The sequence below is a fragment of the Salinibacterium sp. NG22 genome (genome assembly GCF_015864925.1).
Taxonomy (GTDB): Bacteria; Actinomycetota; Actinomycetes; order Actinomycetales; family Microbacteriaceae; genus Rhodoglobus.
This window is the reverse complement of sequence record NZ_JADYWG010000001.1, coordinates 1,766,871-1,789,431: the sequence shown is the minus strand read 5'-3', so window position 1 is coordinate 1,789,431 and position 22,561 is coordinate 1,766,871. Positions and strand designations below refer to the sequence as shown.

Annotated in this window: 18 protein-coding genes; 8 read left to right on the top strand and 10 right to left on the bottom strand. The window is 60.9% G+C overall.

Annotation, left to right across the window (positions count from 1 at the left end):
- Window position 1: 1 nt before the first annotated feature.
- The 7 genes from I6E81_RS08710 to I6E81_RS08680 form a co-directional block, all read right to left on the bottom strand.
- Window positions 2-646, bottom strand: coding sequence for a DUF624 domain-containing protein (locus I6E81_RS08710; RefSeq protein WP_197106919.1), 645 nt, complete (start codon window positions 644-646; stop codon window positions 2-4).
- Window positions 643-2,610 (bottom strand): DUF4962 domain-containing protein, encoded by a 1,968-nt coding sequence (locus I6E81_RS08705; RefSeq protein WP_307784131.1) that lies wholly within the window; start codon window positions 2,608-2,610, stop codon window positions 643-645. Before I6E81_RS08705 ends, I6E81_RS08710 begins: the two co-directional genes overlap by 4 nt.
- Window positions 2,607-4,454, bottom strand: a complete 1,848-nt coding sequence (locus I6E81_RS08700; RefSeq protein WP_197106918.1) for a heparinase II/III family protein — start codon at window positions 4,452-4,454, stop codon at window positions 2,607-2,609. The genes I6E81_RS08705 and I6E81_RS08700 overlap by 4 nt, the downstream gene beginning before the upstream one ends.
- The gene (locus tag I6E81_RS08695) at window positions 4,451-5,215 is read right to left on the bottom strand and encodes an SDR family NAD(P)-dependent oxidoreductase (RefSeq protein WP_197106917.1); all 765 of its coding nucleotides are present in this window, start codon (window positions 5,213-5,215) and stop codon (window positions 4,451-4,453) included. Before I6E81_RS08695 ends, I6E81_RS08700 begins: the two co-directional genes overlap by 4 nt.
- A 95-nt stretch (window positions 5,216-5,310) precedes the next feature.
- Complete coding sequence (locus tag I6E81_RS08690; protein WP_231599614.1) at window positions 5,311-6,246, bottom strand: carbohydrate ABC transporter permease; 936 nt, start codon at window positions 6,244-6,246, stop codon at window positions 5,311-5,313.
- Window positions 6,247-6,248: 2 nt separating this feature from the next.
- A complete protein-coding gene (locus I6E81_RS08685) occupies window positions 6,249-7,208 on the bottom strand; it encodes a carbohydrate ABC transporter permease (RefSeq protein WP_197106915.1) in 960 nt (319 codons plus the stop codon).
- Window positions 7,209-7,282: 74 nt separating this feature from the next.
- Window positions 7,283-8,581 (bottom strand): ABC transporter substrate-binding protein, encoded by a 1,299-nt coding sequence (locus I6E81_RS08680; protein WP_197106914.1) that lies wholly within the window; start codon window positions 8,579-8,581, stop codon window positions 7,283-7,285.
- 281 nt (window positions 8,582-8,862) lie between these two features.
- Between I6E81_RS08680 and I6E81_RS08675 the strand changes: the two genes are divergently transcribed.
- On the top strand, window positions 8,863-9,927 hold the full coding sequence (locus I6E81_RS08675; RefSeq protein WP_197106913.1) for a LacI family DNA-binding transcriptional regulator: 1,065 nt from the start codon (window positions 8,863-8,865) through the stop codon (window positions 9,925-9,927).
- Window positions 9,902-10,273, top strand: a complete 372-nt coding sequence (locus I6E81_RS08670; RefSeq protein WP_231603896.1) for a DUF2834 domain-containing protein — start codon at window positions 9,902-9,904, stop codon at window positions 10,271-10,273. Before I6E81_RS08675 ends, I6E81_RS08670 begins: the two co-directional genes overlap by 26 nt.
- A 56-nt stretch (window positions 10,274-10,329) precedes the next feature.
- On the opposite strand, the gene I6E81_RS08665 is transcribed toward I6E81_RS08670, so the two are convergent.
- Both I6E81_RS08665 and I6E81_RS08660 read right to left on the bottom strand, forming a co-directional pair.
- Window positions 10,330-11,697 carry an NAD-dependent succinate-semialdehyde dehydrogenase gene (locus I6E81_RS08665; RefSeq protein WP_197106912.1) on the bottom strand — a complete coding sequence of 456 codons (1,368 nt, stop codon included), beginning with the start codon at window positions 11,695-11,697 and terminating at the stop codon, window positions 10,330-10,332.
- Complete coding sequence (locus I6E81_RS08660; RefSeq protein ID WP_307783750.1) at window positions 11,694-12,977, bottom strand: M20 family metallo-hydrolase; 1,284 nt, start codon at window positions 12,975-12,977, stop codon at window positions 11,694-11,696. Before I6E81_RS08660 ends, I6E81_RS08665 begins: the two co-directional genes overlap by 4 nt.
- Window positions 12,978-13,279: 302 nt before the next feature.
- On the opposite strand from I6E81_RS08660, the gene I6E81_RS08655 reads away from it, so the two are divergent.
- A complete protein-coding gene (locus I6E81_RS08655) occupies window positions 13,280-14,494 on the top strand; it encodes a helix-turn-helix domain-containing protein (RefSeq protein WP_197106911.1) in 1,215 nt (404 codons plus the stop codon).
- Here the strand turns inward: I6E81_RS08655 and I6E81_RS08650 are convergent.
- Entirely contained in the window at window positions 14,491-16,173 is a 1,683-nt protein-coding gene (locus I6E81_RS08650; RefSeq protein WP_197106910.1) for an amidohydrolase, read from the bottom strand. The two genes, I6E81_RS08655 and I6E81_RS08650, sit on opposite strands and share 4 nt — an antisense overlap.
- A gap of 178 nt (window positions 16,174-16,351) precedes the next feature.
- Between I6E81_RS08650 and I6E81_RS08645 the strand changes: the two genes are divergently transcribed.
- The 5 genes from I6E81_RS08645 to I6E81_RS08625 all read left to right on the top strand — a co-directional run bounded on the left by I6E81_RS08645 (window position 16,352) and on the right by I6E81_RS08625 (window position 22,516).
- Window positions 16,352-17,527 carry a helix-turn-helix domain-containing protein gene (locus I6E81_RS08645; protein WP_197106909.1) on the top strand — a complete coding sequence of 392 codons (1,176 nt, stop codon included), beginning with the start codon at window positions 16,352-16,354 and terminating at the stop codon, window positions 17,525-17,527.
- Window positions 17,528-17,782: 255 nt separating this feature from the next.
- On the top strand, window positions 17,783-18,880 hold the full coding sequence (locus tag I6E81_RS08640; protein WP_197106908.1) for an alcohol dehydrogenase catalytic domain-containing protein: 1,098 nt from the start codon (window positions 17,783-17,785) through the stop codon (window positions 18,878-18,880).
- Between the two features lie 102 nt (window positions 18,881-18,982).
- A complete protein-coding gene (locus I6E81_RS08635) occupies window positions 18,983-19,975 on the top strand; it encodes a sugar ABC transporter substrate-binding protein (protein WP_197106907.1) in 993 nt (330 codons plus the stop codon).
- A gap of 70 nt (window positions 19,976-20,045) precedes the next feature.
- Window positions 20,046-21,512 carry an ATP-binding cassette domain-containing protein gene (locus I6E81_RS08630; RefSeq protein WP_197106906.1) on the top strand — a complete coding sequence of 489 codons (1,467 nt, stop codon included), beginning with the start codon at window positions 20,046-20,048 and terminating at the stop codon, window positions 21,510-21,512.
- The gene (locus tag I6E81_RS08625) at window positions 21,509-22,516 is read left to right on the top strand and encodes an ABC transporter permease (protein WP_197106905.1); all 1,008 of its coding nucleotides are present in this window, start codon (window positions 21,509-21,511) and stop codon (window positions 22,514-22,516) included. Before I6E81_RS08630 ends, I6E81_RS08625 begins: the two co-directional genes overlap by 4 nt.
- The last annotated feature ends 45 nt before the right edge of the window (window positions 22,517-22,561 follow it).

Below are 22,561 nucleotides of genomic sequence, written 5' to 3'. Positions count from 1 at the left end.
CCTAAACCTGTTCGTCGTTGACGGGAGGCTTCGGGCCCCACGCCCGCACGCCCACGTAGACCGGCAGCGCGATTGCAGCGAAAGGCGCGATCGTCGGAAGCAGAATCGACACCACGAGAGTCACCGCAACCGTGAACGAAACGAAGAGTGCGCGACGTGGATGCTGCAGCATCAACAGGAATCCCTCCCGAACCCAGGTGCGAGCATCCGCGTCCGGGCTGAGGGTCGCGGCAGCGGTCGTGGAGACGAACAACACGCACACGCCGGCAGCCACCGGGATGACGGCGGCGCTCAGCATCAGCGCAATCGAGCCGCCGCCCTGGGCAAGTTGGTACGCCAGGAACACGCCATCGCCGACCATGATCGCGAGCACCACGGTCGCAATGATGCCGAGGCCGAGCGTGCGGCGCCACGTATCGCGAAACTCCCGGAAGGTGTTCGTGAAGACCTTGTCGTCGTTATCGACAATCCAGCGAGCGAACGCTCGCGCAAGAGAGATCGCTGCAGGAAGCACCGTGATGATGCCGAGCGAGAGAACCAGCACCGCAAGCGAACCCAGAAAGATGTTGCCCGGGTACGTGAGCGCGGTCAGCATGCTGCGCTCCCACCGCGGCGTGCGGCGCTTGGTTCTCTTCTGCTGGCTCATCGTCGCGCGTTCGTGCTTCCTTGGAATCCTTCGCCAATGACAGCGGTGGCGCCCAACGTGGGAGCGTCGCCATCAAAGCCCAACGATACGGTTTCGGTCACTCCGTCGCGCTCGATCTCCACACGCACTCCGCCCGCTGCGACGTCGTAGCGGATGGTCGCGGGTGCGGTGTCATCCCAGTTGCGCGACTCAAGCACAGTTACGAACCGAGCGCTCATGGTCGGCTCACTCAGCCGCTTGAGCGTGTGCTGCTTCTTGCTGATCGCCAAGCTCGGCGTGGATGACGTGGGGTTGGCGTGCACGAACGTTTCGACGATTTCGCTGGTGGGGTTGTCATCGAGCGCAGCGATCGGCATGACACCGTGTCCGGCATCCGCTCGCCACCGCTTGTCACTGACGGCGACCGGAGCGTTGTCGGTTTGCAGCAGCCAGGTCCAGGTGCGGGGTTCGTCGGCGGCGAGGTCATCCGCGATCACGAGGTTTCCCCCGGGCGTGAGCACGAGATGGCGGCGCACTCGAGTGACTCTGAGGTCTCGGTCATACATGGCGGATGACTCGCTGACGGCGTGCGTCCAGCCGTCCTTAATCGTGGTCGTCAAGATCTCGGCCGTGAACTCCTCAGCCAGCTCTTCGAACACGTGATACCGGTCTTCGTTCACGAAACCGTTGCCGTCGATGAGGATCGAGTTGTGGTGCTCGGTGAGCTTGCGCGACGAATACCCTTCGTCGATTGCGAGGTACGAGCCGTGGCCGAGGAACACAAAGCTGCCCGAGTCGGGGTGGTGGTGTCCCGCGTTCAGCGTGACCCAGCCGTTCTGCTCGCGCTGACGGTGCGACTGATTCCAGGCCTTGTGGCCGCCACCGGGTGATGCCTTGAACGACACGAGTGCCGCCTGCTCGTTCCACGACGTGCGACCAACAACAAGGCCAAGGTCTTCGAAGTACTTGCTCGGCGGGAGAGTTTCGGGGCCAGCAGCCTCGACGCTGGGGTCGAACCACAGCAGCTCTTGGTAGGCCTCGGGGCGAACGCCCGGACGCACGCCACTCTCGTAAGCTTCGCGCCAGTAGAACTCGGTTGACACCTTGTTGGCCAACCACTGCGCCTGCGGAATGCGGTATTCGGCAGCCAGCTTGTAATACAGGGCGACCGGATGCCCGCTGCGGCGGTCGTGGCAGTCACCGTGATCGACAATCCGCTCCAGGTCGGGAGCCGCCTGGTAGAGGCGGTACCAGAACGTTTCCTTCAAGTAGGTGCCGCGGTTGAACCAGTCGAGGCCCTCTTGATCGCGAAGTACGTCGAGGTAGCTTGCGATCCATGGCACTCCGTAACGCCAGTAGACGACACCCTCGTTGTTGGAACCGTCGTCGGGAAGCGAGTCGAGAACGAGGGCGAAGTTGTCTTTCGCGCGCTCGGTCCAGGCTTTCGCTTCGGGGTACTTCTCTTGCAGCGCGTACCCGGCGGTGGCGAGGCCGGCGTAGCAAATCCAGTTGTGGTTCTGCCAGTACGACGACGACCACCATCCGCCCTCTTTTTCGACAGCGAACTCGTACATGCGCTGGCCCTGCAGTAGCAGTTTGTCTTCCAGCGCCTGCTTCTCTTCGGGACGCAGCGCGTCACCAGCCCACGAGTACGCGAGCGAGAGGCCGTGCAGAATCCAGCCGGCATCGAGGTCGTGGTCGGGCAGGTTTGCCTTGCCCCAGTGCGGAAACGACAGCGGCGGCGCCAACCAGCGACGCAACTCTTCGAGGTATGCCTCCTGACCGGTGAGGCGGTAGGCGAGCGCGAGGTTCGCCGAACCTGGCCCGAAATAAGTGATGGATGCCAGCGGGTGTTCCTGCGGAAGTTCCATCCCCTTCGCGCGCTCACACTCCTCAAGCAGGCGACGGAATTGCGCGCTCAAGGGGCCGTCAAGTGCGCTCCGCAGCTCAGCTTCGCGGCTACCAATCAGCATGGGGGTGGTCACAGTGCTACCTCTATTCGGGAAGTGTCGTGGTCAGCGGTGGCGATCTCAATCACCACAGAGGTATCGGAAATATGGGTCTCAATGGAGTCGATGGTGGCGTCGGGATCGAAGCTGTAAACGCTCACGAAAGTCGCGGCCGGAGCCGTCGTCACCCAGTCGCCGATTTCTTGGAGCCGGCTCGGATCGTCGGAGGGTCCGCGACCCGCATGCAGGTCGAGTGTGCTTTCGCCGGAGGCCCAGTGCCAGCCGTTCAAGGCCGGCAGAGTCTGCTCGCGAGTTTTAGCGTGCGCGCCCGCGGGCGAACCAGTCGCTCCCGCACCAGCACCCCATGTCGAACGCCACGAGTCGCCGACAACTCTGACGCTGAAATCGACGGCAGGGCGAAGGCCAAGCGCAATCGTGTGCGGTGCGCCGTCGTCGCACGTGACGTGCACGACATCCACCAGCAATCCGTCGGAGAGCTGCACCGTGCGGCTCAAGCGCACGCCCTCGATCGCGGTCGTCGTCACGGCCGTGACGCGGGAAGTTGCAGCATCCCACGCGCTGATTTCGGCGGTCGATTCGACCTGGTCGGCGCCGTCAACGCGCACCGTCGGATGCGCGATCGTGCGCGCGTAATAGGAATGACGCAGTGCGTGCCCGTACGGAGGAACTGCCGGGGCTGGCTGCCAACGCAGGCCATCCCCATAGAGATAGAGCGCGAGCTTGTCGAAGTGACCATGGGCTCCGCCGTGCGGTCCAGCATCGAGGATGCCGACCATGCGATTGCGTGAATCACGCAACACGACATACCCGGCATCCTCGAATGCTCGCGAACCGACCACCACCGGTGCGCGGTCAAGCGGTGCTCCCCCGAACCAGCCATCGAGCATCCACTCGAGACCGTCATGGTCAGCACCAAGTCTTTCGACGACCCACGACTGCACAGTCGCGAGGCCGGTATCGCTGAAGAACTGAGCGCCCAGGGCGCAAATCTCCAGCACTTCGCGGTGCATGGCGACCCGGTCGTAGGGGCCGTCGTGCAGCGCGGGCAAAAATCCATCAGGGGCGGCAATCGACACGAGCACGTCGATCATTCGGCGCAACGTGTCAACAACCTCAGTCGCAACCTGCTGCGGGTCGAGCCCATGCAAGCCCAGAAGATACGCCCGCAAAACGAACACGTGATAGTAGGTGGATGCCTCCCACTCCCAGCCGTCGGAACGCACCGCAAGCTGCAGGTGATCCACGATCGCGGTCGCGAAGTGTGCGGCAACAGGCTCGCCACCCAGCGACTCGCGGGCTAACGCGATGAGCCGAGCGGCGGCATCCAACCACGCGGTGTAGTTGCTGCGCTGGTCGTTGCGGTCTTCGACGAGGATGCGGCGCGACTCGGCCAGCGTGTCAGCGAGCCCCTCGAGAGTGCGGTTGAGGGTTGCCGACTCTTGAAGTTCAGGGATCGGGCCGAGCGTGATGATCGCATCCGCGAAGCCAACGGCCCACTGCGCCTCAGAGAGTGCTTGGGCAAAAAGCTTGCCGCGCAGCATCCACGATTCACTGCGTTCGCTCCAGCCGCCGGCCGAAATCTGGTCGTACAGTGCGGCGTAATCGAGCACGAGCTCGACAGCACGCTCACGATCGGCGACGTCACCGTGCAGCGCGTACCGTCGCGCAGCAACCCGGGCGACCCGAGCCAGGGCTTGATGTTCAAGCGCGAGCCAGGCCGCTTCGATCTTGTCGCCGGTGAGGCGACAGCCGTAACTGCACAAAAACTCGTTACCCTCACGGGCACCCAACTCGACGCCGTGAGTGGGGCAGACATAGTCATGCCACCACCCGCCCGGCTGCTGCGGAACTGAACTCATCGGAAGTTGAGGCCTCCGTTGATGTCGACAACTTGGCCGGTGACATACGACGAGAGGTCGGATGCCAGGAACAGAGCAACGTCAGCAACGTCACCGGCGGTGCCAGCCCGACCGAGCGGGATGCCCGCCACGATGTTCTTCTGGGCTTCGCCCGGAGTGAAGGTCTCGTGGAAGGCGGTCTCGCCGATGAATCCAGGAGCAACAGCGTTGACGGTGATTTTCTTGCCGGCGATCTCCTTGGCGAGAGCACGCGTGAAACCGACAACGGCAGCCTTCGAGGTTGCGTAGACAACCGATCCAGCACCACCACCGTTTTCGGCAGCGAGAGATGCCATCGTGATGATGCGGCCGTGCTCCGACTCAGCGAGGGCGGGGAGGGCCTGGCGAGTCGTGAAGAAGGTGCTCGCAATGTTCACATCCATGACTTCATTCCAGCGCTCATCCGTGGTCTCGGTGATTGTGGCGCGACCCACCAAGTGACCGGCGTTGTTGACGAGGATGTCGAGGCCACCAAGGAACTCGACTGCGGCATCCACCAACTTTGTTGCCTGCGCCGAGTCGGTGAGGTCAGCCTGCACAGCGAGCGCACGATGCCCGCCCGCTTCGATCTCTTCCTTGACGGCGGTGGCTCCCGCTTCGCTGTTCGCGTAGTGCACCACGACGTCAGCTCCTGCTGCCGCCAGTGCTTTCGCGATGGCCGCGCCGATTCCTGCTCCTGCGCCTGTTACGAGTGCGCGTCGTCCGGTGAGGTCAATGCTCATGTCTAATTACCGTGCCTATCTATTGATTGGGTGTTGATTAGTCGAAGGTTCGTGCGGTGCCGCCAGTCGTTCAGGGTGGCTACCGTGCTATTCCGCTACTTGATGCCAGCGTTGGTGAAGCCTTGAATGAAGTACTTCTGGGCGAAGATGAACAGCACCACCATGGGCACCGTCGCCATCGTCGTTCCGGCCATCAGGTACTGCCATTGCGTGTTGTCGAGCTGCTGGAACACTGCGAGCCCCACCTGAATCACGCGCAGATCGCTGCTGGTCGTCACGAGCAAGGGCCACAGGAAGTTATTCCAGCTCTCTTGGAACGTCAGCAGCCCGACGGTCGCGATCGCTGGCTTGATGAGCGGCGTGTAGATCTGGGCGAAGATGCGGAACTCTCCCAGGCCATCAATACGCGCTGCCTCTTCCAAGTCCTTCGGCAGTGACAAATAGAACTGACGGAACAGGAAGATAGCGGAAGCGCTGAGCCCACCAGGAATGATGAGCGCCCACCAGGTGTCGAGCCAACCGCTACCGCCCTGGCCGAGGATGTCGTTGCCACCGAACAGGGGCATGAACTTCACGAGGAGAAACTGCGGAACGATCTTCGTGTAGGTGGGGATCATCAGCATCGCGATAAAAGCGAGGAAGATCGCCTCCCGCCCCTTGAAGTAAATACGCGCCAGCGCGTACCCCGCCATGGAGCCCAACACGACAGTGATGAGGGTGTGAGTGGTGGCGATCACAAAGCTGTTGCGAAAGTACAGGCCGAACGGCGCAGCATCCAGAGTCGCCGCGTAGTTGCTGAACATCCACTCTTGCGGAAAGAACGTGGGCGGAAACTGTGCCAGTTCGGCCGGCGACTTGAGGCTCGTGAGCACCATCCACAGGAACGGCACCAGCATGGTGATCGAGCCGAGGATCAGCGCCACATTGATGAGCGCCGCTTGACGGCCCTTCGCGTGGTGGAACCACCGCTTGCGCGGAACAACCGTGACCTGCTCGCTGATCGCGAGGGCTTTGATAGTAGGGAGAGTCATCACTAGTCCTCTTCTTTGGTGACGCGACGGCTAATGAGAGTGACAAAGAGGAGGAAGGCAAAGAGCACGACCGACTGAGCGGATGCCATTCCCATCCGGAATTCTTGGAACGCCGAGCGGTAGACCTCGTAGGTCATCATCGTCGTGGCGTTCGCGGGGCCACCGTCGGTGAGCACGTAGATCTGGTCGAACACTTGGAAGGCGCCGATGATCGAGATGATGAAGACGAAGAACGTGGCCGGCTTGAGCATCGGAACGGTGATGCTGAAGAACTTGCGAATGGAGGATGCGCCGTCGAGCGATGCTGCCTCGTAGAGCGATTCGTCAATGTTCTGCAGTGCCGCGATGTAGATGAGCATCTTGATTCCGATGCCCTGCCACGCGCCGACCAAGATCACCGAGGGCAGCGCCCACTGCGGGTCGACGAGCCAGGCTTGACCGGGAATGCCGATCGTTTCCAGCATGGCGTTGAGCAGACCGTACTGCGGGTTGAAGATCCACAGCCACACCATCGCGATGGCGACGGTGGCGGTGACCTGAGGAAGGAAGAAGGCGGTGCGGTAAAACTTCTGCAGCTTCAGGCCCTGATTCAGCAGCACGGCCACCACGACAGCGACGGCCATTGATACGGGCACTGTCCAGAACGTGTACCAAATGGTGTTGCCGATGGACTGCATGAAGACGGCGTCGTTGAACATTTCGACGTAGTTGTCGAACCAGATCCACTTCGGCGCTTCGAAGATGCCGTAGTCAGTGAACGAAAGATAGAAGGTCGCGATAACAGGGATCAGTGTCCACAGTCCTACGTGGATCACCGATGGCGTGATCATCAGCCAGCCAGCACGGCGACGCTTCTTCTCCGCGGTACTGATCCGCTTGCGTTTCTTCGGTGCGGTGGATGGGGAACCCTGCTTCGCTGCCGCTTCCGCGCTGCGAATGGGGTGTCGCTCTGTAGTGGTCATCACGCCCTCGTGTGGTTGAAGTCTGGGGAGGTAGTGCCCGGGCGGGTTGGTCGCCCGGGCACTCAGGGGAGGAACTAGCGGTCTATTGCTGTCTGAACGAGAGCAGCGAGATCGTCAAGTGCTTCCTGGGGAGTTTTCTGTCCGAGCAGAGCGCCCTGAACTGCGGGGGCGAAATCGCCACGCACCTCAAGCCACTGTGACGGGCCACCCTCGCGCTGGGCGACATCCAAGTTCTCCATGGCGAACTGCACGAAACGGTTCGACTGCACGTAGTCAGAGTCGAGCAGTTCGGTCAGAGCCGGCACGTTGCCGCGCTGTTCGTTGGCCGCGAGTGCTGCGTCAGGGCTCGAGAGGAACTCGAGGAGTGCGCGAGCTGCCTGCGGGTTCTTCGAGTTGTTGGCAACAGTCGCCAAGGTTCCGCCGAAGAACATGCCGGATGCTTCGCCCTGAATCACAAAGGGCTCAAGGTTGTCGAGCACGGTTTCATCCGCTTCGAGCGCTTGCGTCCACAGGTTGTTATGAGCGATGCCCATTGCGGCCCGACCATTGATGAGCGGGTTCACGATGTCATCCGTCGACGTGAAGCCGATGTCTTCAACTTCGTACTTGTTCACGAGGTCAGCCATGAGGCCAAGAGCCGCAACACCTTCATCACTGTTGAAGGCGGGTGCCGTTGCGTCGTCATTGAAGAGTTCGCCGCCGGCCGAGAAGAGAATCGTTTCGAAGGCTTGGCGGGCATCCAGCGACATCATGTCGAAGCCTGCACGCTCAAGCGAACCGTTGGATGAGCGCACGGTGGTCGCTTCGGCGATCTCGATGAGCTCTTCCCACGAGGAGGGCGGGCTGTCGTAACCAGCTTCTTTGAGGATGTCCATGCGAGCGACTCCGAAGCGAGTGTCGAGCATGATCGGTACGGCGTAGACATTGCCGTCCCACATGCCGGCTTCGACGATCTCGTCGGTGTAACTCTCCTTGAGGGTGTCTTCGCTCAAGCCGAGTTCGCCAAGGTCGGCAAGTACTCCCTTGTCGGCGAAGGCTTCGATCCAGCCGACGCCCATGAGCATCACGTCGGGCACGAGGCCCGAGACGACAGCCGTCGTGAGCTTCTCGTTGAGGTTGCCATAGGTCGTGTAGTCCACGTTGACCGTGACATTGGGGTACTCCTCGTAGAACTGCGGAAGCAGCTCGTCTTCGAGAAGGTCTTGCCCTGGGCTTCCTTCAAAGATGGGGGTGAGCAGGCTGATCTCGCCCGAAACCTCGTCGGGGTTGAGATCAGCGTCTGCTTCTCCTGCTGAACAGGCGGCGAGACCGAGACCCAACAGGGCCACCATCGCGACCGATGCTGTGCGGCGCATTCGTGACTTCACTTCCATGTGCATGTCCTCTCAAGCTGAGATTGAGCGACGGCTCCAGTGCCTTCGTTCCGCGACGTCGTCGTCGGCTCATTCGATTCCTGGCCGATTTCCTAGGGGGGTGGGTGAAATCGGTGTAACGATGCACTGACCATAGACGAGTCTGTCTCGTTACGTCAATAGGTTTTATTTGAATAGGTTCTACGCTGGCGCGAGTGGTTCAGAGGCCGTTTGCCGAAAACTAATAAATCGTTACACTGAAACAGCGATCATCAGGATCGCCATCAACCAAAGGAGGTCACGTGGCTCGAGTAACCATCCAGCATGTGGCGCAGGCCGCTGGCGTTTCCCCCAGCACCGTCTCCAACTTCCTCAACGACCGTCAGGGTCGAATGGTCGCTGCGACACGAACACGCATCGAGACGGCGATCTCAGAACTCGGCTACCGGCCCAACCGTGCGGCCCGCCAGTTGCGCAATGGCAAAACTCAAACCGTTGGCCTCGTCGTGCCATCTGTCGGCAACCCATTCTGGGGAGCATTCGCTCACGAGGTTGAGGTGGCAGCGCTGGCTTTGGGATGCAGCGTTCTGCTCTGCAACAGCGAGCGCGATCCCGAACGCGAGCGCCGCTATGTCGAAGAGTTGTGGGAAGACGGCGTGCGCAGCATCATCCTCTGCACCTCATTGCCGTCGCTCGATCACGTCAGCAATGTGATCGCCGAGGGCCTCCGTCTTGTCACTTTTGATCGACCAGCTCAACCGAACGATCCTGAATCGGTGGTGAGCATCAGCATCGACAACAACGTGGGCGGCCAGGTCGCCACCGCTCACCTTCTGGAATTGGGTCACACCAGCATCGCTTTTGTGTCTGGTTCGATTCGCTCGGTCAACCGTTCAGCGCGCTACCGCGGGTATTGCGATGCCATCGAAGCTGCTGGACTCTCGGTCGCTGACATGCCGCAATGGACAGGGATGGATGCCGCACACTTCGGCGACGTCGAAGCTGCCGAAGTGGGGCGGGCTGCCGCACGCGACCTCTTCGCTGACCCGAAGAATGCCCCCACTGCGGTGGTAGCGATCAATGACATGACGGCACTGGGATTCTGCCGCGGCCTGCGCGATTTGGGGCTCAAGGTCGGGCGCGATGTTTCTGTGATCGGCTTTGACGACATCATCCTCGCTGACCTTTATGACCCGCCACTGACGAGCGTTCGCCAACCCATCACGCGGATGGCGCAGCTTGCCGTTTCGGAGGCTGTCGAGCGCGGCTCGAACGAGTCGACCGACCCGGGCAGCTCGGTTCTCTTGCGCCCAGAGCTTGTGGTGCGAGAGTCTACGGAGCATGTCCCCTCAACCCCACGACCGTAAGCGTCCCGCTCTTCTCCGCCACTGGAATGCGACCGCGATCACTTTTGCGGTGCTCTCCGTCGTCGGTCTGGTCGGCACGTGGATCTTCAACGCGCTGGCAATCGTGCAGATGCGTGACTACCTCGGCGACTGGTTCGGCAGCGGCCCGGCCGTCAACTCGCTCGGCGTCGACCTTCTCGTCGTGGCCGTTGCGGGCAGCATCCTGATCATCATCGAAGCGCGCCGACTCGGGATGAAGCGGGCCTGGCTCTACATCGTGCTGTCGGGCATCACGGCCTTCGCGTTCACCTTCCCGCTGTTCCTCGCGATGCGCGAGCGCAAGCTCGTGGAGCTCGGGCGCCGCTAGTCAGGAAAACAGAAAAGGGGAGCAGCCGCGACGCGGCCACTCCCCCACTCGCGAAACTACGCCCGACGGATGAGCTTGCGGTTCACGAATTCGGCCATGCCGTATTCGCCAAGCTCTCGGCCCATTCCTGATGACTTCACTCCACCGAAGGGGAGGTCGGCCTGGGTTTGCGACGGGGCGTTGATTGCGACCATGCCGACTTCGAGCTGTTCGGCAACAACCTGAGCTCGCACGTCGTCAGTAGTGAAGATCACACTTCCGAGTCCGTACGGCGAATCGTTGGCGAGGCGGATAGCGGCATCCTGATCCGCAACCCGGTACACGGCAGCGACCGGTCCGAATATTTCTTCGCTGTAGGCGCGGGTGCCTGGTTGAATATCCGCGATGACGGTCGGCTGCACATAGGCACCGGGGCGATCGATGCGACCACCGCCAGTGAGGAGCGTTGCGCCGTTAGCGACCGCATCCTCTACCTGACCAACAACCTGAGCAGCAGCGGCCTCGGATGACAGGGGGCCGAAGGCGACGCCTCCCTCTCTAGGCTCACCCACCTTCAGCGCCTGAACCTGAGCCACGAAACCCTCAACGAAACGGTCGTAGATCGCATCGAGCACAATGATGCGCTTCGAGGCGTTGCAGGCTTGACCGGCGTTGCCCATCCGGCCTGCAACCGCACCGGCGATAGCTGCATCGAGGTCAGCATCGTCAAGAACAATGAACGGGTCCGATCCGCCGAGCTCAAGAACGAGCTTCTTCATCTCGCGGCCCGCGATCGCGCCGACGGCACGCCCAGCACGCTCAGAACCGGTCAACGAGACACCCTGAATAACGGGGCTCCCGATGATCGTCTCGACCTGCTCGTTGGTGGCGAAAACGTTGACGTACACGCCTTCCGGCAATCCGGCATCCGCAAAGATCTCGGCAATAGCTTCGGCCGATTCTGGGCAGCTCGGGGCGTGCTTGAGCAGCATCGTGTTGCCCAATGCGAGGTTCGGCGCCGCAAAACGGGCGACCTGGTAGTACGGGTAGTTCCACGGCATGATGCCCAGAAGGGCGCCAATGGGTTCGCTGCGAACATAAGCCGAACCGGATGCCACATCTATGGGCTTGTCAGCCGCGAACGCCTCCGCGTTGTCGGCGTAGAAAGCATAAATGCTCACGCACAGGTCAACTTCGCCAAGAGCTTCCGCGGTGGTCTTGCCCATCTCGCGGATGATTATCTCAGCAAGCCGTTCGCGATCGGAAGCGTAGCGATCAGCAACCTTCCGCAGCATTGCCGCACGCTCCGCGATAGGAACGAGACGCCACTGGCGATAGGCCTCGCCTGCTGAAGCGACAGCCGTTGCTACCTGTGCGTCGGTCGCGGTCTCGTAGCGTTTGACAACGAGACCGGTAGCGGGGTCTGTGACCGCGTAGTCGATCATGAAAGTTCCTTGTCAACTGAATCGGATGCCACCGGCGCGAGCTCTCCCGCCACCAGACGGCGAGTCACCTCAGCGATAACAGCGAGACCGGCCACGAGGTCTTCGTCGGTGGTGTACTCGCCTTCAGCGTGAGAGATTCCGTCGACCGAGGGAACGAAGAGCATGACGGTGGGAACAATATCTTTCATGTTGGTCGAGTCATGACCGGCAACAGTCATGATGTCCATGTGCGAAAGGCCCAGTGCTTCCGCCGAGGAGCGACTGACGTCGACGCCCTCAGACTGGTAAGGATTGATGCCCCACGAGTGCGACAAATCGATGTCGACCGAGACTTTGGCATCCGCTTCAATCTCGGCAATGGTGCTGGCGAGAATCTCATCGGCTTCCTTCAGAACTGCTTCGTCGCCTGACCGCAGGTCGAGCAGAAGGGCGACCCGTGAGGCTACGACAACAGGCGAGTTGGGGTAGACATCCAGTTGACCGACAGCAGTGTGGAGGCTGCCGGGGAAACGGTCGGCGAGACGACGAGCAGCGACTACGAGCAGCGAAGCGCCGAAGAGGGCATCGTGACGATCCTCCATTACAGTCGCGCCGGAATGAGCTTGCTCACCGTTGATCACAATGCGGTACTTGCTGGCAGCCCAGGTGGCCGTGACCAGGCCGATCGTGACCTTGGCATTTTCCAAGAGACGGCCCTGCTCGATGTGGATCTCTGCACAACCAACGGCCTGAGGACCATCACCCGTGCCCACGAAGCCAGTGTCAGCCAACGCCTCCTCAACCGTGACGCCGAGGTGGTCGGTGACGGCGAGCGCCGTCTCCAACGCCATCTTGCCGGTATATACCGAGCTGCCCATCATCGATGGCGCGAAGCGTGAACCCTCTTCGTTGAACCAGTTGACGACTGCGAGGTTGTAGGCAGGAGTAACCGAACCCTGCTCCCACGCTTCCTTAAGGCGGAAGGCCGAGTGCGCAGCAGCGAGAACACCGTACGCGCCGTCGTACTTGCCGGCGGTCGGCTGCGAGTCCATGTGAGAACCGACGATGACGTAGGGAGCACCGGGCACCAGTTCGAGAAGACCGAACTGGTTCGCGATGCGGTCGTACTCCACAGTGAATCCGTGAGATTCGAGCAACCCAGCGAACCAACGTCGCTGTTCGATATCGGCAGCGCTGGCGGCCTGACGGTCAACGCCACCGGATCCGGTGGCTCCGAACAGGCTCATGGTGGCAAAGTCGGCCAAGAATGCGGCGTCGGTGGTGATGTCGTTAGCGTCCACGGGGACGGGTCCCTTCTTCGTTTGTGGCAAGAGCGCTCAAGGCGAATGCCCTCTTTGTGCTTTCCTGCTGCTCCGCTGAAGTCGGCGAGCGATCTCGGGAGAACTGTTCACCCCGCCAGGATCCCTCTGACCATTTGCACACCTCGATAACGAGGCGTGTGCGGTCAGGGTTTGCTGACGATAGAACCGGTGAATCAATGATTCCAACGATGTTGAGTTCCAGCAATCACGGATACGCGTATCATTGAGCAGACATTGTGTGCATCTGCACAGACTGAAATCTGTTCGAAATGTGATTGAAATTGACCGAGCTCTCTGTGCCCACAATCCTCTCCCGCGCCACCAGGGCGTGCCTGAGTGAAGTCGACACCCTCGTTGAACGATGGACAGTTCAGCTCGGCACGATCGAGGTGTACACAGAGGGCCTCGTCGACTTGGATCGTGTGATCGCCGATTGCCGGATGATCTTCATCCGCCTTCTCACAGACATCGGCGGGCATGAGATCCCCTCCGAAGCCCGTGACGTCTCGGAGCGCGTCGGCCACACTCGGGCGCTGCAAGGAATTCCCCTCGTGGATGTGATGTCGGCGATCCGTCTCGACTACCGCGTGATGTGGGAGGCAATCTCGACACACACCACCGATGTCGAAATGCGTGAAGTGTTCGACAGCGTCCCGAGAATTTGGGATGCGATTGAGCGGCACAGCCAAGAACTCACCAGTGCTTACACCGCCACACAATTTGGCATGGCTCAAGTGCGTCAGGATGAGCGACGCTTGTGGTTTACTCGCCTCCTCGAAACTGACGGTAAGAACCACGTCCTCAATACTCGGGCGTGTGCGGTGTTGTCGTTCGCGCCGGAAAGCGATTTCACGATCTTCACGCACGCCGACAGAGTGGATGAGTCGCTCGATCGCCTGAACGATACTTTGCACCGGGCCGGGATCGTCGCCCACCAGCACGAAACCGAGTCCGGACCGGTGCTCATAGCGCAGATGCCACGTGAGGGCTCCATGCCGCTCAACGCGATCACGCACGAACATAAAGTTCTGATGCTCGACGGTATCCCCGGAATCTCGTCAGTTCCGGCCGCAATTCGGGTCACCCAGGCGGTGGCGCTAGTTTTGCCGCCCAGCGATACTCGCCTAGTAAATGTCACCGACTTTTGGCATGTCTCTGTCTTTCAGAATCCGTTCGATACTGGGCGGATAATTCACCAACGCCATGTCGACGCACTCCTAAAACTGCCCGCTTCTGAGCGTGCCGTGCTCGAGCGCACCGCAGACGAATTTCTGACAAGCGGTTCTATCGCCTTGGCTTCGCGGGCGCTCTTTTGCCACCGCAACACCATTACCAACCGACTCGACAGCCTCGAACGAGTCACCGGCTTGGATCTGCGGCTTCCGGCAGAAGCGTCGCTCTACATCTTGGCGCGCAATGCTAGCCGTGCCGAAGCAACCTCACACAACGGCTCCAGCGCGGATGCCGCTCGAGCCCGCCCAACCGCGTTACGCTAGCGCCGCGCTGATTCCCGCAGTTCTGTTACGGAGGAAACAGCCGAGAACAGGCCACTGGCGTCATGGCTCACTAGCCCGCCGACGATGGTTGCAACGACCTCAATCTGACCAATCTGGTCGGGCCGAACATCCACGGGGCTATCTCCCAGCACCACGAGGTCGGCAAGCATTCCGCGCGCCAGCGTGCCCTTGCGAGAAGCCCACCCTGTGGCTGCTGCAGAACCGACGGTGTACGCCCGCAGTGCTTCGTAGGCCGTGATTCGCTCCCCCTCGCCATAGCTCGCTCCCGACTGGGTCAGCCGCTCAACGAAGGACTGCATCACTGCGAGGGGTGCACCAGGGGCAACCGGGCGGTCCGAGCTTCCGGGAAGCACGACGCCGGCGTCGAGGAAGGAACGGGCGCGATAGCTCCATTGCGCCCGCTCGGCGCCTAGGCGTTCGATCATCCCGTCCCCGAATAGTCGGATGAAGTGTGGCTGCGGCACAACGCTCGCGCCCGATTCAGCCAGTCGCTGCATCTGATCGGGTCGGATGACGCCACCGTGTTCGATTCGGTTCGGCATTCCGTGACTCGACGTATCTTTGCGCGCGCTTTCCAGAATGTCGAGAGCAAAATCCAAGGCCCCATCGCCGATGGCGTGCAATGCGAGCGCCCATCCCGTGCGGTGAGCCGCCAACGCGCGCTCCCGCAATGAGTCCGGGTCTCCCTGTAGGTAACCGTGGTTGTGGGCGGCGCCTTCGTAGTGCTCGGTCATGAGCGCTGTGGAAGCAAGAAGCGAGCCATCAGTGAAGATCTTGGTGGGGCCGATCTGTAACCACTCGTCGCCAGCTCCAGAACGGATGCCCGCAGAGAGTCCCACTCCGGCGGAGTCTTCGCTGTGCCCGGGGAGCTCCTCAAGCGCGTCCAGGCTGATCATCACTTGCATGCGAGAGCGCAACGTTCCCGCATCTTTAGCATTCTGATAGCCGGCGAATTCGCGGGGACTGTGCCCGATCCAGCCACCGGCGATACCGGCATCCGTCACGCTTGTGAGGCCCTCGCGAGCGTACTGAGTGGTGGCTTTCGCCAGAGCGTCCTCAATCACCGTCAATGGATACGGCAGCACGAGGGCCTGAACGAGACTCATTGCGGTCTCTTCAAGCAGCCCGGTGGGGCGGCCAGCGTTGTCGACGACGACGCGTCCTCCGCTGGGCACCGGTGGTGCTGAGTTCTCAGCACCGACGAGTTTCAGCGCCACACCATTGAGCACGCAAGCGTGACCCGAGCTGTGTTTGATCCACACCGGCCGGCCGTTGGAAACCCGGTCGAGGGCATCCCGGTCAGGGTACTGGCCGCCGGTCGCGTGGTGGTTGAGGCCGCTTGCGATGATCCAGCCGTCGCTTTCCGAGCGTGCGGCGGCTGCGGCAATCACATCGTAAATATCGTTCAGAGCAGTCGCGCCACTCACATCGGCTTCGATGAGCGTGAGCCCGAACCAGACACTGTGTGCGTGAGCATCGTTGAAGCCGGGCACCACGGTCGCACCGTGCGCGTTGATGCGGTTGCACGCTGTGATTCCGGTCAACTCGTCGTCGACTCCGACAATCACACCGTGATTGATTCCGATGCTGTGGGCGCGCGGGCGCGCCTCGTCCATCGTGACAATCTTCGCGTTTTCGATAATGGTGTCGATGAGCACAGGGCCACCTTCAGATAGGGAATCGAAGTCGACGTCAATGGATGCCGGAACTTCCCGACATTGGTGGCCCTAGTTAACCGGTGCAGAAAGTCACTATCAATGGGATTTTGCGATCAGAATACGCAATAGGCTGTGCAGATCACCAAAGCACGGGGCTTGGCCCTGATCGGGGTTTGCGATGAAGGCACGAGACACTAAACCGACACGGGTCGAAAGCGCAGTGGATGAGGAGTGGTCGAGTCTCGTCGATCGCTTGTTTGCTCACATTGAGGAAATCGTCGCCGACTTCCTCAAGCTTTTCGCCGAAGCTGACTACTACGAACCGCGGATGGTTGATAAAAGCGACCTCACGCGAACCGCGCATGACACGCTCACCATGCTGCTTCACAAGCTGGGTAATAAGCCACTCCCCCAGGAATTGAAATCCCTCTCTCACGAGTTTGGAGCACGGCGAGCGCGTCAGGGCGTTCCCGAAGATGTGCTCCTCGAGGCAATCCGTCTCGACTTTCGGGTGCTCTGGTACTCCCTTCAACGGCATGCCGGCCCAGACTCGGACGCTCTGCTTGTGCGCAACGTCGAACGCGTGCTGACCACCGTTGAGGACTACGTGAGCGAAGTGCAGCAGTCTTTCTTAGCGGAACAAGCACGCCTGAGCCGCGACTCTCGCCTACTCACCGCGCGCCACGTGTCGCGCCTGTTCACCAGCGACCTCACCCGCCCCGAGTTGGTCGCGGAGATCGCGGATGGGCTTGGCGTCTCCGCCGCTGCGCAGTTCGAGATTGTGCTGGTCGTGGGCGAAGGCGTAGCGGAACTTCAACTGCAACTCGCGAGAGGAACAATCTCGTCGAGTTGGTTTGGGTATGACCGTGGCGATGGATTTTGCATGTTTCGCGAGCAGGGCACCCCCACTGCAAGCACGTCCGTCGCGGAAGAACTCGCCAACCTCCCCGGCGGCTACATCGACGAAGTGATCGGCCTTGCGAACGTCCCCGCGGCTGCAGATGCCGCCGCCCTCTTCGCCCGTCAAGCCTCGCGATCGTCCCACCCTCGCATGCTGGGAACCAACGAAGCCTGGCTAGCCGTGGCCCGAGATTTGTTGGCGTCCGCAATCCCTGACTTTGGACGGGATGTTCGCGAAGCTCTCGCCGAGTGCACCCAGTACGAACGGGATCACCTCGTGCGCGCGGTACTGGCGTACTCCGAGACTGGATCGATCAAGCTAACATCGGAACGTCTCTTCTGTCACCGCAACACCGTTGTTAACCGGCTCAGCACGTTTCGCCAGGTCACGGGTCTCGACATCACGGTTCCCCGGGATGCCGCAATTGCGTTAGTTGTACTGCACTCACCGTGACTCATATTTCCAGCATGTTTCGCGAGTGATTCCTAGCGATTCATTTCTTCGGAATTTTGGGCAATTGCACACTGAATCATGAATAGTCGCACAAATGCGACATTGCCTATGACTCTTTGCTACATCTAGCGTTGCTTCAACGAACCGGAACGCACGGTTTTGGCAGTCGGAACCATGGCCATCAGACACGACAAATGTTCGTTGCTCATGAACCCCACCTCTGCCCACGTTTTCTTTCAGCAGTCAGGAACGCACATGAAATCTCTCCTCTTCGATGGCGTCGGCACCGAGCCCTATCTCGCAGAAGTTGCTGTCGCCGATCCACGTGCCGGTGAAGTGCTCGTTCGCATGACAACCGCCGGCGTCTGCCACTCCGACCTTCACGTCATCAACGGTGACTGGCCATTCGACCACCGCGTCGCTCTTGGGCACGAAGGTGCCGGAATCGTCGAAGCTATTGGAGATGGCGTCAGCGACCTCACGGTCGGCGAGCAAGTGGTGCTCTCCTGGTTCGCTCCTTGCAACACCTGCGCCTCGTGCATCGCCGGTCAATCTTGGCTGTGCCAAGCCTCAGGAGCTGCAACCAACGGATTGCCCGATGGCACCACGCCTCTCACCGCGGCCGACGGCAACGAAGTCCGTCCGTACCTCGGAGTCGGAACGTTCTCCGACTACGCAGTCGTGCCCCGCTCGGCCGTCGTGCCCATCCCGGCTGAAGTGCCGGCAGCAGTGGCAGCACTCATCGGATGCTCGGTCACGACCGGAGTAGGCGCTGTCATGAACACCGCCGACGTTCGCGCAGGGCAATCTGCCGTCGTCGTCGGATGCGGTGGTGTTGGCCAGACCATCATCATGGGCCTGAAGCTTGTGGGCGCCAGCACCATCATCGCGATCGACCTCTCCCCCGACCGCTTGGAGACCGCAGCAGAATTCGGCGCGACGCACACGCTCCGCGGCGACGACCCAGAACTTGCCGAGAAGATCGTGGCCATCAGCAACGGCGGCGTGGATTACGCGTTCGACGCGATTGGCCTCGCCGCGACATCCGCTCGCCTTCCTGACTACCTGAAGCCGGGTGGGGCAGCCGTTCTCGTGGGAATGCCTGCGCGCGATGTTGAAGTTGGCTTCAAGACCTGGCACCTCGTGGCAACCGGAAAACGTATCCTCGGCTGCAACTACGGCTCATCACGACCTCAGGTCGACTTTCCTCGGATCGCTCGCCTGTATTTAGGCGGCCAACTTCCCCTCGACAAGCTGATCGGCGACACCATCCCCGTAGCCGAAGCACCCCGTGCAATTGACGATCTGCGAGCCTCCACTGGCCGCCGCATGGTCGTTGATCATTCCCTGTGAGCCACTAACTCCGCAGCTTTTCTCGCACGGCCCGCTTTATCTGCGCCCGCCCTCAGTGGGCGCAGTCCTTCCGCAGCATCACTTCCCATAAAGGACACAGCAATGTCTATAACCTCATCACGTTTCCGCCGCCGAGCTCTAAGCACGGTCGCAGCAGCATCCGTTCTCGCTCTTAGCCTCGGAGCCTGCAGCAGCGCTGCAGACGACTCGTCAAGCACGCCCGCAACCAACGGTGCGATCGCCATGGGCTTCGCCGGCATGGACATCACCATCTGGAACGACCAGCTGAAGATCATGCAGCCGATCATCGAAGACGCCGGGTATGAATTCCTGACGAGCGACCCACAGTGGGATGTCCAAACTCAAGTTTCTGACTGGGACGCATGGATCCAGCGCGGCGACGTTAAAGCAATCATGGGTTTCCCCGTGCAGAGTGACGCCATGGTTCCTGTAACCGAGCGCGCTCAAGCTGCCGGTATCCCCGTTCTCGGCTACGCCGTCAAGTGGGATGGTGTGGAGTACGGCACGATCATCGACGCGTATGAAGACGGTCGCCTCCTCGGCACCGCTGCTGGCGAGTGGATCAACGAGAACATGGCTGACGAAGCTGAAGTAACGGTTGCTCTCATCGCCGACAAGACTTCGGACCTCGGAAAGGGTCGCACCGAGGGAATCGCAGATGCGCTCCTCGAGACCGCCTCCAACGCCGTAATTGACGAGCTCCCCGGCATCTCGCGCGCCGAAGGTAACGACAACGCCAAGAGCCAGCTCATCGCCGACCCCGACACCAAGATCTGGTTGGGCACAAGCAACGACAACACGGCCGGCGTTTACCAGGCCCTGCTCGACTCCGGCGTAGCAGCGGATGACGACAGCTACCTCGTCGGCTCGCTTGACGCCACCAACGAGACGCTCGACATCGTGAAGGATGCCAACAGCATGTGGCGTTTCGCCTTCATCCTGCCCGCTCAGCTGCTCGCAGAGAGCAACGCCTCGCTTCTGCTCAAGGCCGCGGCCGGCGAAGAACTCGAAGACACCGTGCTGACCTCGATTCAGGTCACTCCCGAGAACGCAGAATCTTTCTACGTTCAGTAAGCACGCAGCACTTGTCCCGCCGTCGACTCCATTGGGTGTCGGCGGCGGGACTTCTAAAAGAGAGCAAGTCATGACATCCACCACTGAGAGCGTTCGACTCCGCTTCGACAAGATCACGATGCGCTACGGCTCAACTCTCGCGGTTGATGGCATCGATCTCTCCATCAAAGCGGGTGAAATCGTCGGCCTGCTCGGCCACAACGGCGCAGGCAAGTCCACCCTGCTGAATGTGGCAACAGGGGCTGCCACAGCGACATCAGGTGCTCTCTGGCTCGACGGCGAAAAAATCCCTGCCGGATCTACACCAGGCGAGATTGCTCACAGCGGGATTACAGTCATCCACCAGGAGCCAGCACTTGCTTCTAACCTCTCGATCATCGACAACCTGTTCCTTGCTCGATCGAATGTGCCGGGCCGCGCAGAACGGTTGCGCCGCGGCCGCGAAGCACTTGACTCAGTCGGCGCGGAAGGACTCGCGCTTGACGTCCCCGTTGGTGCGCTGACTCTAGGCGAACGCCAACTCGTCGATCTGGCCAGAGGCTACCTCGCCGGTGAGATGAAAGTTCTCATGCTCGACGAACCGACGGCAGCCCTCGGCGCCGCCGAAACGGAAGCGCTGCACGACCTCATTCGCCGCCTCGCTAGTCAGGGAACCGCGATCATTTACGTTTCGCACCGTCTTCCCGACATCCTCGAAGTATGCGAACGCATTGTCGTTTTGCGTGGCGGAGAACTCGTCATGGATCACTCCGCCAGCGGCATGAGCCTCGCTGCACTTTCAGCAGCCCTTGCCCCCGAAGTCGACTTCGATTCCGAATGGCATCCCGAGGTCGGCGAAGAACGTCTCGTGGTCAATGACGACGATCGCCCATTAGTTTTCCGCGACGGCGAAATCGTGGGGCTCTTCGGCATGGCCGCCGGGGAACAGTTCGACCTCCTTGCCGAACTCTTCGGCCTCGGTAAGGCTGTCGACGCAACACTCTCCGGGCTACGATATCGAGCCCTGTCTCCCCAACATGCGATCAAAAGTGGTGTGCACCTTGTTCCCGCCGATCGTGAGGTCGACGGACTAGTCGTCGGCATGAGTGCAATCGACAACACGTTTCTTCCTTGGCGCGGCCGCCTAGGGCGCGCAGCAATGACGAAGCAGTACGCCACCATCCGGGACACCCTCAATGTCGTCGGCCCCGATGGCGACGCTCCCATTGCGAGCTTCAGCGGCGGAAACCGTCAGAAGCACCTCCTCGCCCGATGGATGTTCCCCGTTGCCCCCAAGGTGCTCCTGCTCGCTCAACCAACGCAGGGGGTCGACATCGGCGCAAAGCACGACATCAAGCTCGCCCTCCGGGCACTCGCCGCAACGGGAGTGAGCATCATCATCGCGTCAGCCGAAACCGACGAAATCGCTTCACTGTGCGACCGCAGCTACGTGCTGGCCCACGGCCGCCACCAGGAACTCCACCGCACTGGAGGCTACGAAGAGCGCCTCCTCAACACCCTTCTTGATCTCACTTCAGCCGAAAGAAGCCCCGCATGAACCGCATCAAAATCGCTCTCGCTCAGAACGGGACATTCATCGCTCTCCTCGTGATGATCATCTTCTTTGCGTCGATGAATCCGCGATTCCTCAGCCTTGCAAATGGCCAGACCATTCTTTTGCAGATCGCTGAGCTGGGAATCATCGCTCTGCCTCTGGCATTCCTCGTCATGTCGGGAACTCTCGACCTGTCCGTAGGTTCCGTCGCTAGCTTGAGCGCTGTCGTATCGGCCATGGTGATGCTCGAAACCAACTCTGCGCTGTGGGGCTTTGCGGCCGCAATTGTGGTCGGAGTGATCACCGGGGCGCTGAACGGACTTCTCGTTGCGTACCTCAAGCTCAATCCCCTCGTCATCACACTCGGGTTCCTCAGTGTGTGGGGCGGCTTAGCGTTGTTCCTCACGCAGGGTTCGACCCTGGTGGGATTCCCCGATTCCTTCAAAGCGCTCGGAACGATGACAATCGGGCCCGTGCCTCTTCAAATCATCATCCTTGCCGTCGGCGTTTTCTTGGCGTGGTACGTCCTGAATAGAAACTCGCTGGGCCGCAATGTGCTCGCAATCGGTGGTAACCCGCGGGCCGCTCACCTCATGGGCATCCGGGTTCCCCGCACGATCTTCTCGCTCTTCGTCGCTACCGGAGTTGCTGCCGCCATTTCAGGAACTCTGCTCGCCGCCAAACTACAGTCCGCCCCTCCTACGGTAGGCAACGGTATGGAGATTCAGGCCCTCACGGTAGTGCTGCTTGGTGGTGTCGCCCTTGAGGGAGGCATGGGCCGCATTACGGGCGTCGTGTCCGGTCTGCTCTTTGTGGGAGTGCTCCGCAACGGCCTCGTCATCATGGGCGTCTCGCAGTTCCTGCAGACCATCCTTATCGGTGCCACTCTGGTGGTCGCTGTGCTGCTCGACGGCTCAGTCCAGCGCCTGCTCAAGAAATCGTGGACGACGCTCGACGTCAAGAAGTCACCGAAGTCCGATACGGCGAAGACCGAGGTCACAGCCTGAGCGCTTCAACCGCGCGATAGCACCTGCCGTTGCAGCAGACACAGA

Coding starts and splice junctions, on each gene's coding strand:
- I6E81_RS08690 (WP_231599614.1), bottom strand. CDS start 6,246: ATGACTCTCCCTACTATCAAAGCCCTCGCGATCAGCGAGCAGGTCACG.
- I6E81_RS08630 (WP_197106906.1), top strand. CDS start 20,046: ATGACATCCACCACTGAGAGCGTTCGACTCCGCTTCGACAAGATCACG.
- I6E81_RS08695 (WP_197106917.1), bottom strand. CDS start 5,215: ATGAGCATTGACCTCACCGGACGACGCGCACTCGTAACAGGCGCAGGA.
- I6E81_RS08710 (WP_197106919.1), bottom strand. CDS start 646: ATGAGCCAGCAGAAGAGAACCAAGCGCCGCACGCCGCGGTGGGAGCGC.
- I6E81_RS08635 (WP_197106907.1), top strand. CDS start 18,983: ATGTCTATAACCTCATCACGTTTCCGCCGCCGAGCTCTAAGCACGGTC.
- I6E81_RS08665 (WP_197106912.1), bottom strand. CDS start 11,697: ATGATCGACTACGCGGTCACAGACCCCGCTACCGGTCTCGTTGTCAAA.
- I6E81_RS08685 (WP_197106915.1), bottom strand. CDS start 7,208: ATGACCACTACAGAGCGACACCCCATTCGCAGCGCGGAAGCGGCAGCG.
- I6E81_RS08640 (WP_197106908.1), top strand. CDS start 17,783: ATGAAATCTCTCCTCTTCGATGGCGTCGGCACCGAGCCCTATCTCGCA.
- I6E81_RS08625 (WP_197106905.1), top strand. CDS start 21,509: ATGAACCGCATCAAAATCGCTCTCGCTCAGAACGGGACATTCATCGCT.
- I6E81_RS08700 (WP_197106918.1), bottom strand. CDS start 4,454: ATGAGTTCAGTTCCGCAGCAGCCGGGCGGGTGGTGGCATGACTATGTC.
- I6E81_RS08680 (WP_197106914.1), bottom strand. CDS start 8,581: ATGGAAGTGAAGTCACGAATGCGCCGCACAGCATCGGTCGCGATGGTG.
- I6E81_RS08645 (WP_197106909.1), top strand. CDS start 16,352: ATGAAGGCACGAGACACTAAACCGACACGGGTCGAAAGCGCAGTGGAT.
- I6E81_RS08670 (WP_231603896.1), top strand. CDS start 9,902: ATGTCCCCTCAACCCCACGACCGTAAGCGTCCCGCTCTTCTCCGCCAC.